Raw genomic sequence first — 16,564 nt, 5'->3', positions numbered from 1 at the left:
GGAAATACCATGGCAATCGAACGCACGCTCTCCATCATCAAGCCCGACGCAGTGGCCAAAAACGTCATCGGCCAGATCTACGCCCGCTTCGAAGGCGCCGGCCTGAAGGTCATCGCTGCCAAGATGGCCCACCTGTCCCGCGGCGAAGCCGAGCAGTTCTACGCCGTGCACAAGGAGCGTCCCTTCTTCAAGGATCTGGTGGATTTCATGGTCTCCGGCCCCGTCATGATCCAGGTGCTGGAAGGCGAAGGCGCCATTGCCAAGAACCGTGAGCTGATGGGCGCTACCGATCCCAAGAAGGCCGACAAGGGCACCATCCGCGCCGACTTCGCCGACAGCATCGACGCTAACGCCGTGCACGGCTCCGACGCCCCCGAAACCGCTGCCGTGGAAGTGTCCTTCTTCTTCCCGGGCATGAACGTCTACTCCCGTTAATCCGGAGTTTGTACGCATGACCACCGCCATCAACCTGCTCGATTTCGACCTCGAAGGGCTGGTGGCGTGGTGCGGCCAGCTGGGCGAGAAGCGCTTCCGCGCCACCCAGCTGTTCCGCTGGATCCACCAGAAGGGTGTATCCGACTTCGCGCAGATGAGCGACTTGGCCAAATCCCTGCGTGAAAAACTGGCCGGTGTGGCGGTAGTAGAGCCGCTGCCCGTGGTGTCGCAGCACATGTCTGCCGATGGCACCATCAAATGGCTGTTTGACGTGGGCGACGGCAACGCCGTCGAAACCGTCTTCATCCCCGAAACCGATCGCGGCACGCTGTGCGTTTCATCGCAGGCGGGCTGTGCGGTGGGTTGCCGCTTTTGCTCTACCGGACACCAGGGCTTCAGCCGCAACCTCACCACTGGCGAAATCATGGCGCAGCTGTGGTTTGCCGAACATTTTCTGCGCAAGCACCTGCAGACCGATGAGCGCGTCATCTCCAACGTGGTGATGATGGGCATGGGCGAGCCGCTGCAGAACTATGGCGCCCTGGTGCCGGCGCTGCGCATCATGCTGGATGACCATGGCTATGGCCTGTCGCGCCGCCGCGTGACGGTGTCCACCTCGGGCGTGGTGCCCATCATGGACCGCCTCTCGCAGGACTGCGCCGTGGCGCTGGCAGTATCGCTGCACGCGCCGAACGATGCGCTGCGCGACCATCTGGTGCCGCTCAACCGCAAATACCCGCTGGCCGAGCTGATGCAGGCCTGTCAGCGCTATCTGGAGTTCGCCCCGCGCGACTTCATCACCTTCGAATACTGCATGCTTGATGGCGTCAACGACCAGCCCGAGCATGCGCGCCAGCTGATCGATCTGGTCCGCAGTTCGGGCAAGGGCGCCTGGTGCAAGTTCAACCTGATTCCTTTCAACCCCTTCCCGGCATCGGGCCTGAAGCGCTCTTCCAACGCCGTGGTGCAGGAGTTCGGCCGCCTGCTCAATGAGGCGGGCATCGTCACCACCGTGCGCAAGACGCGCGGGGATGACATCGACGCCGCCTGCGGCCAGCTGGCGGGCGACGTGAAGGACCGCACCCGTGTCGAGCAGCGCATCGTGCTGCAGCGCAAGGCCGATATCGCTGTCCGTGCCGCAGGCGAGGAAGCCCGTGGCGACTGAGGGCCGGGTTCGCGCAATGCTTTGTCGGCGCCTGGGCCTGCCGTTCTGGCTGGGTGCCCTGGTCCTGATGGTGGGCCTGGGGGCGTGCAGCAATACCGCCGGCACAGTCGCTTCCGATACCAGCGCGCAGCAGCGTGCCCGCTTGCGCATGGAATTGGCCCTGGGTTATTTCCAGAACGGACAATCCGCCGTGGCGCTCGAAGAAGTCCGGCAGGCACTGGCTGCCGACCCTCGCCATGGTCCGGCCTACAACCTGCAGGGCCTGATCCTGCTGCAACAGGGCGACCGAGCCGGAGCGGAGCGCAGCTGGCGCCAGGCCGTACGCCTTAACGGACATGACGCAGACGCGCGGCATAATCTGGGTTTGCTGCTGTGTGAGCAGGGCGTCTACGAAGAGTCGGTGCAGCAATTTGCGCAGGCATTGGCCGAGCCCGCCTATGCGGGCAAGCCGCGCACCCATCTGGCAGCCGGCACCTGTGCGCTGAAGGCGGGGCAGGCGGCGCAGGCGGCCAGCCATGCCAAAGCAGCCAACGAACAGCAACCGAGTGCGGCCTCGCTGTGGCTGGGCATGCGTGCCGAACACCAGCTGGGCCATGCGCAGGCAGTCAGCGACTATGCCCGCCGCCTGCAGCAGCAGTTTCCTGATTCCGCAGAAATGCAGCGTTACCAGCGCCAGGCTTGGAACGATTAACGACAGAACGACGCACCATGAATCAAGCAGTCAAAGCTTCCTACCAATTCGATTCCAGCCAGACGGCTGGCCAGATGCTGCGCGGCCTGCGGGAGCATGCCGGTGTGGAGCTCGAGGTGCTCGCCGCGGCGATGAAGGTGCCGCCGCAGAAGATCGAGGCGCTGGAGCAGGACAACCTCGTTTCGCTGCCGGCATACTTTGCCCGCGGCCTGTCGGCCAATATTTGCCGTTACCTCGATGCCGACCCGCATCCGGTGCTGGCCAAGCTGCCCGATGACAAGCCACGCATCGCCACCGATGACGAATCCATCAACGCGCCGTTCAGCCCGCACCGCTTCGGTTCCGGCATGCGCTCCGGCGGCATTCCGCCCTGGGCGATTGTTGGTGCCGGCGTGCTGGCGGCAGGCGCGCTGGTGCTGTTCCTGTATCCCACGCTGAGCAGCAAGCTCGGCAGTGCCCGTGCTGCAGCCAGCGCTGCCAGTGCGGCTCCGGCGGCTGATGCCGCATCCGCGGCGCCGGCGCAGGGTTCGCTGACCAATCTGCAGGCTTCGCCCGCGGCCGCTCCGTCCAACCTGCAGCCGGCGCCCCTGACTCTGCAGCCGGCACCGGCCGCCTCGGCACCAGACGCAGCCGCCAGTGCCGTTGCTGCGGCCCCGGCACCCGCCGGCGAAGGCCTGACTTTGCGCGCGGTAGGCGAAACCTGGGTCCAGGTGCGTTCTGCCGCGGGCAAGACTGTCTACGAGCGCACGCTCAAGGCGGGCGAAAGCGATCAGGTTGCCATTGCCGCCTATCCGGTGCGTGTCACCATCGGCCGTGCCGAGAACGTGCAGCTGACTGACCGCGGCCAGCCCTTCGACATGGCCAGCGTGGCCTCGATCGGCGTGGCACGTTTCGAACTCAAGTAAACGGAATATTCCTCATGCTGCTGACTACCGATCCCGTACCGGTTGCTGCTCCGGCCCGCCATGCCACGCTGCAGGCCGTTGTGCGCCATGGCGAGCGCGTGGTGACCATCGGCGGCGATGCGCCGGTGCGTGTGCAATCGATGACCAATACCGATACGGTGGACGCCGTTGGTACGGCCATCCAGATCAAGGAGCTTGCGCAGGCCGGCTCCGAGCTGGTGCGCATTACCGTCAACACGCCCGAGGCCGCGCAGGCCGTGCCGTATGTGCGCGAGCAGCTCGACCGAATGGGCATCGATGTGCCGCTGATCGGGGATTTTCACTATAACGGCCACCGTCTTTTGACAGAATTTCCTGATTGTGCGCAAGCCTTGTCCAAATACCGCATCAACCCGGGCAACGTGGGCAAGGGCGACAAGAAGGACAAGCAGTTCGGCCAGATGATCGAAGCCGCCATGCGCTGGGACAAGCCGGTGCGCATCGGTGTGAACTGGGGCAGCCTGGATCAGGAGCTGCTGGCCGGCATGATGGACGAGAACAGCCGTCGCGCCAATCCCTGGAGCGGCCAGCAGGTGATGTACGAGGCGCTGATGGCGTCGGCCATCGGCTCCGCCCAGCGTGCCGTCGAGATGGGTATGCCCAAGAACCAGATCCTGCTGTCCTGCAAGGTCAGTGGCGTGCAGGACCTGATCGCCGTCTATCGCGCCCTGGCGCAGCGCTGCAACTACCCGCTGCACCTGGGCCTGACCGAGGCCGGCATGGGCACCAAGGGCACCGTGGCTTCCACCGCAGCCCTGTCGGTGCTGCTGCAGGAAGGCATTGGCGACACCATCCGCGTTTCGCTCACGCCGCAGCCGGGCGAGCCGCGCACGCAGGAAGTGGTGATCGCGTCCGAAATCCTGCAGGCGCTCGGCCTGCGCACTTTCGTTCCCAGCGTTACCGCCTGCCCGGGCTGCGGCCGCACCACCAGCAGCACTTTCCAGGAACTGGCCAAGCAGATCGATGACTTCCTGCGCGCGCAGATGCCGGTCTGGCGAGAGCAGTATCCGGGCGTGGAAAAGATGAAGGTTGCCGTGATGGGCTGCATCGTCAACGGCCCCGGCGAAAGCAAGCATGCCGACATCGGCATCAGCCTGCCCGGCACCGGCGAGGCGCCCGCTGCACCTGTCTACATCGACGGCGAGAAAGCCCTCACGCTGCGCGGCGAGGGCATCGCTGCCGAGTTCGAGCAGCTCGTCACCCGTTATATCGAAAACCGTTTCGGCGCCAGCGGCGCCCAATAAAACACCGGCACGGCCTGATGTGCGCATTGCGCGCCAGAGCCGGCCGCAATGCATACCATGGCTGAAAAAATTACCGCAATCAAGGGAATGAACGATGTGCTGCCGCCGCAGTCGGCGCACTGGGAATGGCTGGAACAGCAAGTGCGCGAGGTAATGGCGCGCTTTGCCTACCGCAACATCCGCACCCCCATCGTCGAGCCCACCGGCCTGTTCGTGCGCAGCCTTGGCGAAGTCACGGACGTGGTCGAGAAGGAGATGTACTCCTTCGAGGATAAGCTCAACGGTGAGGCGCTGACGCTGCGCCCGGAGAACACCGCCGGCGTGGTGCGCGCCGTGGTCGAGAACAACCTGCTGTACGAAGGTGGCAAGCGCCTGTACTACATGGGCCCCATGTTCCGCCATGAGCGCCCGCAGCGCGGCCGCTACCGCCAGTTCCACCAGGTAGGCGCCGAAGCGCTGGGCTTTGCCGGTGCGCATGTCGATGCCGAGCTGATCCTGCTGGCACACAGCCTGTGGCAACAGTTGGGCGTGCGCGATGTTCGGCTGGAAATCAACAGCCTGGGCCAGCCCGACGAGCGCAAGGCGCACCGCGAGGCGCTGATCCGCCATTTCGAGGCCCATGCCGACCTGCTGGACGAGGACGGCAAGCGCCGTCTGTACAGCAACCCGCTGCGCATTCTGGATACCAAGAATCCGGCGATGAAGCCGGTGGTGGAATCTGCCCCGCGCCTGCTGGATTTCCTGGGCGAAGCCTCGTTGCAGGCATTCGAGACGCTGCAGGCCATCCTGCGCAGCAACGGCGTGGAGTTCACCATCAACCCGCGTCTGGTCCGCGGTCTGGACTATTACAACCTGACCGTGTTTGAATTCATTACAGAAAGCCTGGGCGCCCAGGGCACCATCTGCGCCGGCGGCCGTTACGATGGTCTGGTCGAGCAGGTGGGCGGCAAGCCGGCCCCTGGCGTGGGCTGGGCCATGGGCGTGGAACGTGTGCTGGAGCTGCTGAAGGAGCAGAACCTGCTGCCGGCCATCCCGGTGCCGGATGCCTATGCCGTGATTCCCGACATGGCCAGCCTGCCGGTGGCGATGCAGGCCATCCAGCAGCTGCGCATGGCGGGGGTCTCGGTGCAGATGCATGCCAGCGCCACGGCCGAGATGGGCAGCTTCAAGTCGCAATTCAAGAAGGCAGACGGCAGCGGGGCGCGTTATGCGCTCGTGTTCGGTGCCGACGAAGTGGCCGAAGGCTGCGTTACGGTGAAATCGCTGCGTGACGGAGCCGGCGCGCAGGAGAAAAAACCGCTGGCCGAAATTGCGCAGTGGGCGAACCGCCTACAATCATCGGATTGACGCGTGGGCAAGGCATGGCCTTGCATCACGACATTTTTGACAGGACGCTCGAACAAGCATGGCGATTCAGATTCAGAACCTCGACCTGGAAGAACAGGAACAACTCGACAAGCTCAAGCACTTCTGGGAGCGCTGGGGCAACCTGATCAGCGGCGTGCTCATCGTGGCGCTGCTGGGTTTTGCCGGCTGGCGTGGCTACGACTGGTACCAGTCGCGCCAGGCGGGCCAGGCTTCCGGTCTGTACGACCAGGTGCAGGCCAACGCCGAGGCGGGCGATACGACCAAGCTGGCCAGTTCGCTCAAGGCCATGCAGGATGATTACAAGTCGACCACCTATGCACAGCAGGCCAACCTTTTGGCAGCCAAGGTGTTCTTCGAGAAGGGTCAGCTGGACCAGGCGCGTAATGCCTTGTCGGCTGCTGCCGCTTCCTCGACCGACAAGGGCCTGCAAAGCCTGGCCAGGCTGCAACTGGCCTCGCTGTTGACGCAGCAGAAGCAGTACGATCAGGCCGTGCAGCAGCTCTCCACCGACATCCAGCCCGAATTTGCCGCTCTGGCCGCCGATCGCCTGGGTGATGTGCAGTCGCTGCAGGGCAAGAATGCCGAGGCCATCAAGTCCTATACCACCGCGTTCAAGGGCATCGAAGCCGGCCAGCCGTACCGTCAGATGATCGCCATGAAGCTGACGGCGCTGGGCGTAGACGTCAGCACCATCGATCCGAATTTCGGCAAGCAGGATGCTGCCGAGGAGGCTGCCCCTGCAGAAGCACCGGCCAGTATCACAGCACCCGCAGCCTCCGCTGCCGCTTCGAGCGCAGCTGCGCCTGCCAGCGCACCGGCTTCTGCCGGCTGATCGCCAAGAATCCGTCCGACCATTTTCCGAAGGAGACAGCATGATCCCGCGTCGCTCCCTGAAGTCCTCCGCTGGCCGCTGGCTGCTGGCATCCTGCACGGTGGCCGTCCTGGCGGCCTGTTCCGGCAACAAGCCTCCGCCGCCGTCGCCGCTGCAGGCCAACCCGGCCAGCGTGCCGGCCGGCGTGGCCTGGAGCCAGAAGCTGCCTGCCGAGGTGAATTTCCCGCTGCAGGTAGCAACGGTTGGCAACGAGATTGTGGTGGCTGACAGCCGCGGCAACGTGCAGGCCATGCAGGCCGGCAGCGGTTCCGTGCTGTGGCAGGCTTCCGTCGGCAAGGGGATCAGCGCCGGTGTCGGCAGCGATGGCACCACGGCAGCCGTGGTGACCGACCGCAACGAACTGGTCGCCCTGCGGGGTGGCAAGGAGCAATGGCGCATCCCGCTGGATACGCGTGTCTATACTGCGCCGCTGGTGGCGGGTGGCCGTGTGTTCGTGCTGGGTGCCGACCGCAGCGTGGCCGCCTACGATGGCGGCAATGGCTTCCGCCTGTGGACGCAGAAGGCCCGTGCCGCTGATGACGGGCTGGTGCTGCGTCAGGGCTCGCTGCTGACTGCCGCTGGTGGTGCGCTGCTGGCAGGCGTGTCTGGCCGCGTGGTGGCGTTCAATCCCGACGACGGCACCCCGCTGATGCAGGTCAGCGTTGCCAGCGCCCGTGGCGGTACCGACGTGGCCCGCATGGGCGACGTGCTGGCTCCCGCATCGCGCGAGGGCGGCAGCCTGTGCACGCGCACCTTCCAGGCCGGCGTGAGCTGTGCCGTGCTGGGTGGCGGCGGCAACACCGTGTGGAGCCAGCCCAGCACGGGGTCGACCGGCATTTCCGGCGATGCCCAGATCGTGGTCGGTAGCGATGACTCCGGCAACGTGGTGGCCTGGGAACGTGCCAACGGCAATCCGGTGTGGAACAACACCACGCTGCGTTACCGCGGCCTGGGCGCGCCGCTGGTGGCCGGCAACCAGGTGCTGGTGGGTGACGCACAGGGTTATGTGCATGTGCTGGCGCGCCAGAGCGGCGCCCTGGTGAACCGTGTTGCCACCGATGGTGCCCCGATCCGGGTGGCGCCGGTGCTGGCCGGCAACTCGGTGATTGTCGTGGGCAGCAAGGGCACCGTCACCGCCATTCAAGCCCGCTGATCCTGATTGTTTGTCATGAAACCTGTCATTGCCCTTGTCGGGCGGCCCAATGTGGGCAAATCCACGCTGTTCAACCGGATGACCAAGTCGCGGGACGCGATCGTGGCCGACTTTGCCGGCCTGACGCGGGACCGCCACTATGGCAACGGCCGCCAGGGGCGACGCGAATACATCGTCATCGATACGGGGGGCTTCGAGCCCGATGCGGGCGAAGGCAGCATCTTCCGCGAAATGGCGCGCCAGACGCAGCAGGCCGTGGCCGAGGCGGATGTGGTGCTGTTCATCGTGGACGCGCGTGCCGGCTTGTCGGCACAGGATCATGACATTGCCAACTACCTGCGTCGCCTGGGCAAGACCGCCATCCTGGTGGCCAACAAGGCCGAGGGCATGAAGGAAGGCCAGCAACTGGTCGACTTCTACGAGCTCGGCTTGGGCGAGGTGTACCCCGTATCGGCGGCGCACGGCCAGGGCATTCGCAGCCTGATCGATTTTGCACTCGACAGCATCGGCATGCCCGAGCCGGACGAAGATGCGCCGGATGAAAGCGAAGGCGTCATCAAGCTGGCCGTGGCCGGCCGTCCGAACGTCGGCAAGTCCACGCTGATCAACACCTGGCTGGGCGAGGAGCGCCTGGTGGCCTTCGACATGCCGGGCACCACGCGGGATGCCATCAGCGTGCCTTTCGAGCGCAACGGCCAGAAATTCGAGCTGATCGATACCGCCGGCCTGCGGCGCAAGGGCAAGGTGTTCGAGGCGATCGAGAAGTTCTCGGTGGTCAAGACACTGCAGGCGATCGAGTCGGCCAACGTGGTGCTGCTGTTGCTGGATGCCACGCAGGGCGTGACGGACCAGGACGCGCATATCGCCGGCTTCATCCTGGAAAGTGGTCGCGCCGTGGTGGTGGCGATCAACAAGTGGGACGCAGTTGACGAGTACCAGCGCGAGCTGGTGCTGCGTTCGGTGGAGACGCGGCTGGCATTCCTCAAGTTTGCCGCGCTGCACTATATTTCTGCCATCAAGCGCCAGGGTCTGGGCCCGGTATGGCAGTCCATCATCCAGGCGCACAAGGCGGCGAACATCAAGATGTCCACGCCGCAGCTCACGCGACTGCTGCACGAGGCAGTGCAATTCCAGGCGCCCAAGCGCTCGGGCATGTTCCGTCCCAAGCTGCGCTATGCGCACCAGGGCGGCATGAATCCGCCGGTGGTGGTGGTGCACGGCAATTCGCTGGAACACGTCACCGATGCCTACAAGCGCTATCTGGAAGGCCGGCTGCGCAAGCAGTTCAACCTGATCGGCACGCCGCTGCGCATCGAGATGAAAACCTCGCACAACCCGTACGCGGACAAGGAGTAAGCTGGCGGTCTGCGGTCTGCGGTCTGTCGTCAGCAGTCAGTAGTCAGCAGTTAACCGATGCGGCAGGCAAGGCTGTTGCCGCAGCCAGGCCACTACGGACGGCGCCTTCCAGAGTCGCCGGATAAGGACCTTCCACGTAATCCCCGCAAGCTTGCAGACCTGCAGCGATACCGGCCGGAGGACGCAGCACCCCAGCGTGGCACATAAAGGTCGCACGCTTGTCTACCAGCGTGGCGATGATGTCGAGCTGCTCCAGGCCGAGTTGCTCGCTGGCCTGTGCCCGGATGGCGTTTTCCAGGGCGTCTCGCTCCAGTTCGCAGCAACTGGTCACGAAAGCCAGCAGTTGTTCCTTGCGGCCGCCACTTGTTGTTCTCGCCTGCGCATCGTGGCTGAAGACGAATTGTGCGGGGCGTTCCGGGGTGTCGCGCAGGGCCTGCATGGGGGGCAGCGGTTTGGAGCCAACGTACCGGGCGTAGGTAGTGGCGATGGGCGCATGCTGCAAAGTCCGGGCAACGTCGGCCCATTTCGGGGCAATGCTGCTGACCAGGCGCGCTGCCTCACGTGCGGGTACGGCCAGAATGATGCGGTCAAAACGCCCGACCTGTGAGGCCGCTGCCTTGCAGTCGTGCGCAAGCTCCCACATTCCCTGATGTGATCGATGGATCACTCGTACGCGACAGCCGAGATGGACGCTGGCTCCCTTGCGTTCCAGCCACTGTGCGGCGGGGCGGGGCAGCAGTTCGCCGAGCGACTCGCGTGCAATCAGCGCATCCGAACCACCGCGTTCGGCCAGCAGGGCATCCTGCAGTACGCGCAGAAATACCGAGCCACTGGTGTCTGCAGGCTGGCTGTTGAAAGCGGATATGCACAGGGGCGTGACAAGATCGGCCATCACGCGCGGATGCAGGCCATGGCACACGTCCTGCACCGTTGCGCGTTCCGCTGCGCGGAAGCGCTGCCATTGCCAGCGGGCAGCAACCCGCAGCAGCGAGAGCCGCGCCGCCCAGCTCCATCCGCGCGCCCGCAGGATGGCGCGCAGTACATCGAGCTGCGGGTGGCCGGCGGGTGAAGGCATGCACAGTCCATGGCCATCGGGTGTGCGCAGATCCAGAGGCAGGCGGAGCAGGGCGCTCTGTGTATCCACGCCAAGCTCCTGCATCAGACGCAGGGATTCGCGGTAGGCGCCGATCAGAATGTGCTGGCCGTTGTCCAGCGTAGTGCCGTCCGGCAGCGTGACGCTGCGCGCCCGGCCGCCGGGTTCGGCAGCGGCTTCGAAGAGCGTCACCGCGTGCCCCTGGCGTGTTGCGGCCACGGCCGCGGCGCATCCTGCCCAGCCGGCGCCGATAACCGCGACTTGCAGTGGCATTTGCATTTCCGGACCCACGGTTGCGAACGTGTCGGGCTGTGGCACTCTCATATCAGTGGCTCCGGCATAGGCCCAGGTCGCCGGACGTGCGCGGGCTTTTGTTCGCCTTCCGAGTCACTGCTACCCGCCCTCAGATCCGGTGCGCTCCCAGCGCCTGCACCTTCCAGGCCAGCCAGAACTTGCGCAGCGGCGTCAGGCTGATGCGCTGGTGCAGCACCTGGAAGTTTTCCTGTTCGATCTCGCGCAGCAGGGTGCGGTAGATGCTGGCCATCATCAGGCCGGGTTTCTGGGCGCGGCGCTCTGACGCGGGCAACAGGGCCAGAGCCTTGTCGTAGTACTGGTGTGCGCGTTGGGCCTGGTAGCGCATCATCTCGACAAACTCCGGACTGTATTCGCGTGCCAGAATGGAGCTGGCCTTGACGCCGAAGTGCTGCAGGTCGCTGATGGGCAGGTAGATGCGGCCGCGCATGGCGTCTTCGCCGACGTCGCGGATGATGTTGGTGAGCTGCAGCGCCAGGCCGAGTTGGTGTGCGTATTCGGTGGTTTGCTGTTCGGTCTGGCCGAAGATGCGGGCCGAGACTTCGCCGACGATGCCGGCGACAAGGTGGCAGTAGCGCTGCAGCCCGGCAAAGTCGAGGTAGCGCGTTTGCTGCAGGTCCATTTGGCAGCCTTCGATCACCGCCATCAGGTGACGCTGCTCGATTCCGAAGGTGGGGGCGTGCCGCATCAGGGCGCGCATGACGGGATGCGTGGGCTTGCCGGCAAAGGACTGTCGCACCTCGTTTTCCCACCACGCCAGCTTGGTCTGTGCCAGGCTCGGGTCGCTCACTTCATCCACCACGTCATCCACTTCGCGGCAGAACGCATAGAAGGCCGTGATGGCGGCGCGTCGTTCGGCGGGCAGGAACAGGAACGCATAGTAGAAGCTGCTGCCGGATGCGGCGGCTTTTTGCTGGACGTACTGCTGGGGCGTGGCGGGCGTGGTTTCGGACATGGGTGCGCTCAGTGGGAGTGGCGGCTATTGTCCCATGCAAATGGGGCGCCGGCGTGACGGGGGGGGGCTTGCTCTGCCGTGTGCAGGACGTTCAGCGCAAGGGCTGCAGGCTGCGGGCGAGCATGAGCAGCCCATCCATGGCTCCGATGCGAGGTCGCTTGCTGAAGGCTTCCGCTCCCAGTTTCGCGGTTTTTTCCCCGATGCGCAGCCCGCCTTGCATGACCAGGCGCAGCTCCCAGGCGGCCTTGCGGCCGGCGATACCAGCCACGGCTTCCGGCAACGCCGCCCCTTGCGACATCAGCCCGCGCGCGCGTTCCAGCAATTCTTGCAGCAGGGCTGCTCGCTGCGCTGCCGGTGCATGCATGGGGTCACGGCAATCCACGCCATGGCGATCCGCCAGATCCTGCGGCAGGTAGTAGCGGCCGCGGGACACGTCCACCGAGATGTCCTGCCAGAAGTTGAACAGCTGCAGCGCGGTGCAGATGGCATCGCTCTGTCGCAGCGCAGGCTCCGAGCGCACGCCATACAGGTGCAACATCAGCCGTCCCACCGGATTGGCGGAATAGCGGGCGTAGTCGATCAGGTCATCATGGCGGGGGTAGACGGCGACGGCTTCCGAATGCAGGATGTCACGTTCAAAGGCCGTGAGCAGGTCGTGCAGCAGAGCCGCGGGCAGATCGTGTTGCCTCACGGCATGCTGCAGGGGGGGCATCACGTCCGGCCAGTCGCCATCAGCCGGGTAGGGCGCAGGCGCAGTGGCCAGTTCCAGCGCCCGGCGATAGCGGTGCAACGCCAGCAGACGCTCGCCGGCCTCCAGTTCGCCTTCATCCGCCAGATCGTCGGCAGTGCGCGCGAAATGATAGATGGCTGCCACCGCCGGTCGCAGTGGCTTCGGGCACAGCAGGCTCGCCACCGGAAAGTTCTCGTAATGCGTGACAGGTGGCGGGGTGGGAGAAGGCACGGATGCGGAAGGTAACAGTAAAAACCGGGGTGGCAGGGCAGAATTATCTGTCCGGGCCCCTAAACCGGGCTTTTTGCCAGCTAAAATCGCATGTTACCCGTTTTCGGTGAAGCCGCCCCAGGTGTGACTGATCCGCAAACGCAAGCGCGGGTGGCGAAATTGGTAGACGCACCAGGTTTAGGTCCTGACGCCAGCAATGGTGTGGGGGTTCGAGTCCCCCCCCGCGCACCACAGATTCTTTTCATGGCAAGCCCGTCCCCGGCGCCGCTTGCATTAGCCTGATCAAAGGAACACACCCATGTCCGTGAACGTCGAAACCCTGGAAAAGCTGGAGCGCAAGATCGTCCTGTCCGTGCCCGTCAAGGAAGTGCAGGATGAAGTGACCAAGCGCCTGCAGCGTCTGGCCCGCACCGTCAAGATGGACGGCTTCCGTCCTGGCAAGGTGCCGCTGAGCGTGGTGGCCAACCAGTACGGCCCCGGTGTCCAGTATGAAGTGATCAACGACAAGGTTGGCGAAGCCTTCTTCAAGGCTGCCACCGAAGCCGATCTGCGCGTGGCCGGCCAGCCCTCCATCAGCGAGAAGGAAGGTGCCGCCGAAGGCGAGATGCTGTTCGACGCCGTGTTCGAGGTGTACCCCGAAGTGCAGTTCAAGGATCTGGCCGAAGCCGAAGTCGAGAAGCTGACCGCCGAGGTGGACGATGCTGCCGTCGAGCGCACCATCGACATCCTGCGCAAGCAGCGCCGCACCTTCAGTCAGCGCGGCAAGGACGAGCCGGCCGTGGACGGCGACCGCGTGACCGTGGACTTCGAAGGCAAGATCGACGGTGAAGTGTTCGCCGGCGGCAAGGCCGAAGACTTCCAGTACCTGGTCGGCGAAGGCCAGATGCTGGCCGAGTTCGAAGACGCCGTGCGCGGCATGAAGATCGGCGAGAGCAAGACTTTCCCGCTGGCCTTCCCCGAGGACTACCACGGCAAGGACGTGGCTGGCAAGACGGCAGACTTCCTGGTGACCGTGAAGAAGCTGGAAGCCGCCCACCTGCCCGAAGTGAACGACGAGTTCGCCAAGCAGCTGGGCGTGGCCGAAGCCACCGTGGACGGCCTGCGTGCCGACATCCGCAAGAACCTGGAGCGCGAGGTCAAGTACCGCGTGCTGGCCCGCAACAAGACGGCTGTGATGGATGCCCTGGTGGCCAACGCCGAGCTGGACCTGCCCAAGGCCAGTGTGCAGGCCGAGATCAACAACATGGTGGCCAATGCCCGTGCCGACCTGAAGCAGCGCGGCATCAAGGACGCCGACAAGGCTCCGATCCCCGGCGACCTGTTCAAGGACCAGGCCGAGCGTCGCGTGCGCCTGGGCCTGATCGTGGCCGACCTGGTGCGTGCCAACAACCTGCTGGCCACGCCCGAGCAGGTGCAGGCCCACGTGCAGGAACTGGCTGCCAGCTACGAGAAGCCCGAGGACGTGGCCCGCTGGTACACCGGTGACCAGCAGCGCATGGCCGAGATCGAAGCCGTCGTGACCGAGAATAACGTCACCGACTTCGTGCTTGGCAAGGCCAAGGTCAGCGAGAAGAAGGTGAGCTTCGACGAGCTGATGGGCCAGGCCTGATCGCCTGGACGAGGCGTCCTGTCCCTGCGATAGCAACGCACTCGAACCAAAGGCCTGCCGGCGGGCTTGCAGTCTGCCGCGCAGGCCTTATTTATTGGGGCATCATTCTTGCCATAATGTGACAGCGTCGTCTTCTGCCAGCAGATGCGGCGAATGATCTGCCACAAAGCCATTTTCCGGAGTCAACGCATGCAATTCACGCGCAACAGTGCCCTCGATGCCCAAGCCCTCGGCCTCATCCCGATGGTGGTCGAACAATCCGGCCGGGGCGAGCGCTCGTACGACATCTATTCCCGCCTGCTCAAGGAGCGCGTGGTGTTCCTGGTCGGCCCGGTGAACGACCAGACAGCCAATCTGGTGGTGGCCCAGTTGTTGTTCCTCGAGAGCGAGAACCCGGACAAGGATATCTCCCTGTATATCAACTCCCCGGGTGGCTCGGTGAGCGCCGGCATGTCGATCTACGACACCATGCAGTTCATCAAGCCCGACGTGTCCACGCTGTGCATGGGCATGGCGGCCAGCATGGGTGCCTTCCTGCTGTCTTCCGGTGCCAAGGGCAAGCGTTTCAGCCTGCCCAACTCGCGCGTGATGATTCACCAGCCGCTGGGCGGTGCGCAGGGCCAGGCCACCGACATCGAGATCCACGCGCGCGAGATCCTGCGCCTGCGCAAGGACCTGAACCAGATCCTGTCCGAGAACACCGGCCAGCCGCTGGAAAAGATCGAGCGCGATACCGAGCGCGACTACTTCATGGCTGCCCATGAAGCCAAGGACTACGGTCTGGTCGACCGCGTGATCAAGCATCGCGGCGAAGCCGTCTGACGCGGCTGCCGTCGGGCTTGCCGTGCTGTGGTGCGGCAGGCCTGATCTACCACAATACTGTGTAAATACTGACGGTTAGAAACGTTTTCTAACCTACAATCGCACTCCATGACTAGCAAAAAAGACGCCCCCGGCAAGACCATGCACTGCTCCTTCTGCGGCAAGACGCAGGACGAGGTGGACAAACTGGTGTCCGGCAGCTACGGCGGTCAGTCCGTATTCATCTGCAACGAGTGCATCTCCCAGTGCAACGAGATCCTGGAAGAGGATGCCAGCCAGGCGGCTGCCGCTGCGCCCGCCGGCGAGCAGTTGCCCACGCCCGCGCAGCTCAAGGAAAACCTCGACAACTACGTGATCGGCCAGGAAGCCGCCAAGCGCACGCTGGCGGTGGCGGTGTACAACCACTACAAGCGCCTGATGCACAAGGAGCAGCTCGGCAAGGATGACGTGGAGCTGAGCAAGAGCAACATCCTGCTGATCGGCCCCACCGGCTCCGGCAAGACGCTGCTGGCGCAGACCATGGCGCGCATGCTGAACGTGCCTTTCGTGATGGCCGATGCCACCACCCTGACCGAAGCCGGCTACGTGGGTGAAGACGTCGAGAACATCATCACCAAGCTGCTGCAGAGCTGCGAATACGACGTGGAGAAGGCGCAGCGCGGCATCATCTACATCGACGAGATCGACAAGATTTCGCGCAAATCCGACAACCCGTCCATCACGCGCGACGTGTCCGGCGAAGGCGTGCAGCAGGCACTGCTCAAGCTGATCGAAGGCACCATGGCCAGCATTCCGCCGCAGGGCGGGCGCAAGCACCCCAATCAGGATTTCCTGCAGGTGGATACGACGAACATGCTGTTCATCTGCGGCGGCGCCTTTGCCGGCCTGGAAAAGGTGATCGAGCGCCGTACGGCGGGCAGCGGCATCGGCTTTGGCGCCGAGGTGCGCAGCAAGGAAAGCCGCACGCTGACCGAGATCTTCCAGAATATCGAGCCGGAAGACCTGATCAAGTACGGCCTGATTCCCGAACTGATCGGCCGCATGCCCGTGGTGACGGCGCTGGCCGAGCTGGACGAGAAGGCGTTGATCAAGATTCTGACCGAGCCCAAGAACGCGCTGGTCAAGCAGTACGGCAAGCTGTTCCAGATGGAAGACGTGGAGCTGGAAATCACGCCCAAGGCGCTGCAGGCGATTGCGCGCAAGGCGATGGAGCGCAAGACTGGCGCCCGTGGTCTGCGCTCGATTCTGGAGCAGGCTTTGCTGGACACCATGTTCGACCTCCCGGGCATGCAGAATGTGGAAAAGGTCGTTGTGGACGAATCCGTGGTCAACGACGCCAAGCCGCCGATGCTGGTGTACCGCAACAAGGAAAAGCAGCAGGCCTGAGCCGCTGCATCCGATGTCTGACCGGCTCCCCTGCGAGCCGGTTTTCATGTGCGGCGCCGTGGTCTCGCAACACGCCCCGTGCACAGGGTTATTGCCCCGGGCGATGACGTGCCGGAGGAGTTGTGGGACATTGGGTTTGCGGTCTGCGCTTTCGGTGTTGCGCCTGCGTTGCACTGCTTGAAAACAGGGTGTATGGCCT

15 protein-coding genes and 1 tRNA gene are annotated in these 16,564 nt (G+C 64.5%); 13 read left to right on the top strand and 3 right to left on the bottom strand.

Going from position 1 to position 16,564, the window contains the following annotated elements; all coding sequences use genetic code 11:
* Nucleotides 1-9: 9 nt before the first annotated feature.
* The 9 genes from ndk to der are packed head-to-tail and all read left to right on the top strand — an operon-like array spanning nucleotide 10 to nucleotide 9,227.
* Nucleotides 10-435, top strand: coding sequence for a nucleoside-diphosphate kinase (gene ndk, locus KKQ75_RS04680; protein WP_091814852.1), 426 nt, complete (start codon nucleotides 10-12; stop codon nucleotides 433-435).
* 16 nt (nucleotides 436-451) lie between these two features.
* On the top strand, nucleotides 452-1,600 hold the full coding sequence (rlmN, locus tag KKQ75_RS04675) for a 23S rRNA (adenine(2503)-C(2))-methyltransferase RlmN (protein WP_213360676.1): 1,149 nt from the start codon (nucleotides 452-454) through the stop codon (nucleotides 1,598-1,600).
* A 16-nt stretch (nucleotides 1,601-1,616) separates the two neighbouring features.
* Nucleotides 1,617-2,291 carry a tetratricopeptide repeat protein gene (locus KKQ75_RS04670; RefSeq protein ID WP_213360674.1) on the top strand — a complete coding sequence of 225 codons (675 nt, stop codon included), beginning with the start codon at nucleotides 1,617-1,619 and terminating at the stop codon, nucleotides 2,289-2,291.
* A gap of 17 nt (nucleotides 2,292-2,308) precedes the next feature.
* A complete protein-coding gene (locus KKQ75_RS04665; protein ID WP_213360673.1) occupies nucleotides 2,309-3,196 on the top strand; it encodes a helix-turn-helix domain-containing protein in 888 nt (295 codons plus the stop codon).
* Nucleotides 3,197-3,210: 14 nt separating this feature from the next.
* Nucleotides 3,211-4,479 (top strand): flavodoxin-dependent (E)-4-hydroxy-3-methylbut-2-enyl-diphosphate synthase, encoded by a 1,269-nt coding sequence (gene ispG / locus KKQ75_RS04660; RefSeq protein WP_213360672.1) that lies wholly within the window; start codon nucleotides 3,211-3,213, stop codon nucleotides 4,477-4,479.
* Between the two features lie 57 nt (nucleotides 4,480-4,536).
* The gene (gene hisS / locus KKQ75_RS04655) at nucleotides 4,537-5,826 is read left to right on the top strand and encodes a histidine--tRNA ligase (protein WP_213360671.1); all 1,290 of its coding nucleotides are present in this window, start codon (nucleotides 4,537-4,539) and stop codon (nucleotides 5,824-5,826) included.
* A 58-nt stretch (nucleotides 5,827-5,884) separates the two neighbouring features.
* On the top strand, nucleotides 5,885-6,679 hold the full coding sequence (locus KKQ75_RS04650) for a YfgM family protein (RefSeq protein ID WP_213360670.1): 795 nt from the start codon (nucleotides 5,885-5,887) through the stop codon (nucleotides 6,677-6,679).
* Nucleotides 6,680-6,719: 40 nt separating this feature from the next.
* Nucleotides 6,720-7,871, top strand: a complete 1,152-nt coding sequence (locus KKQ75_RS04645; protein WP_213360669.1) for a PQQ-binding-like beta-propeller repeat protein — start codon at nucleotides 6,720-6,722, stop codon at nucleotides 7,869-7,871.
* Nucleotides 7,872-7,886: 15 nt separating this feature from the next.
* On the top strand, nucleotides 7,887-9,227 hold the full coding sequence (gene der, locus KKQ75_RS04640; protein ID WP_213360667.1) for a ribosome biogenesis GTPase Der: 1,341 nt from the start codon (nucleotides 7,887-7,889) through the stop codon (nucleotides 9,225-9,227).
* 43 nt (nucleotides 9,228-9,270) lie between these two features.
* On the opposite strand, the gene hpnE is transcribed toward der, so the two are convergent.
* The 3 genes from hpnE to hpnC form a co-directional block, all read right to left on the bottom strand.
* On the bottom strand, nucleotides 9,271-10,593 hold the full coding sequence (gene hpnE / locus KKQ75_RS04635) for a hydroxysqualene dehydroxylase HpnE (RefSeq protein WP_213360665.1): 1,323 nt from the start codon (nucleotides 10,591-10,593) through the stop codon (nucleotides 9,271-9,273).
* Between the two features lie 130 nt (nucleotides 10,594-10,723).
* The gene (gene hpnD, locus KKQ75_RS04630) at nucleotides 10,724-11,587 is read right to left on the bottom strand and encodes a presqualene diphosphate synthase HpnD (RefSeq protein ID WP_213360663.1); all 864 of its coding nucleotides are present in this window, start codon (nucleotides 11,585-11,587) and stop codon (nucleotides 10,724-10,726) included.
* A 91-nt stretch (nucleotides 11,588-11,678) separates the two neighbouring features.
* On the bottom strand, nucleotides 11,679-12,548 hold the full coding sequence (gene hpnC, locus KKQ75_RS04625) for a squalene synthase HpnC (RefSeq protein ID WP_250131004.1): 870 nt from the start codon (nucleotides 12,546-12,548) through the stop codon (nucleotides 11,679-11,681).
* A gap of 144 nt (nucleotides 12,549-12,692) precedes the next feature.
* Between hpnC and KKQ75_RS04620 the strand changes: the two genes are divergently transcribed.
* The 4 genes from KKQ75_RS04620 to clpX all read left to right on the top strand — a co-directional run bounded on the left by KKQ75_RS04620 (nucleotide 12,693) and on the right by clpX (nucleotide 16,365).
* Nucleotides 12,693-12,779, top strand: a tRNA-Leu gene (locus KKQ75_RS04620).
* Between the two features lie 67 nt (nucleotides 12,780-12,846).
* A complete protein-coding gene (gene tig, locus KKQ75_RS04615; protein WP_213360662.1) occupies nucleotides 12,847-14,157 on the top strand; it encodes a trigger factor in 1,311 nt (436 codons plus the stop codon).
* Between the two features lie 189 nt (nucleotides 14,158-14,346).
* Nucleotides 14,347-14,979 carry an ATP-dependent Clp endopeptidase proteolytic subunit ClpP gene (clpP, locus tag KKQ75_RS04610; protein ID WP_213360660.1) on the top strand — a complete coding sequence of 211 codons (633 nt, stop codon included), beginning with the start codon at nucleotides 14,347-14,349 and terminating at the stop codon, nucleotides 14,977-14,979.
* A gap of 108 nt (nucleotides 14,980-15,087) precedes the next feature.
* On the top strand, nucleotides 15,088-16,365 hold the full coding sequence (gene clpX, locus KKQ75_RS04605; protein WP_213360658.1) for an ATP-dependent Clp protease ATP-binding subunit ClpX: 1,278 nt from the start codon (nucleotides 15,088-15,090) through the stop codon (nucleotides 16,363-16,365).
* Nucleotides 16,366-16,564: the final 199 nt, after the last annotated feature.

It is taken from the genome of Brachymonas denitrificans (assembly GCF_907163135.1).
GTDB lineage: Bacteria > Pseudomonadota > Gammaproteobacteria > Burkholderiales > Burkholderiaceae_C > Brachymonas > Brachymonas denitrificans_A.
Note: the sequence above shows the minus strand (reverse complement) of the source record. Positions and strands in the feature narration are given on the sequence as shown.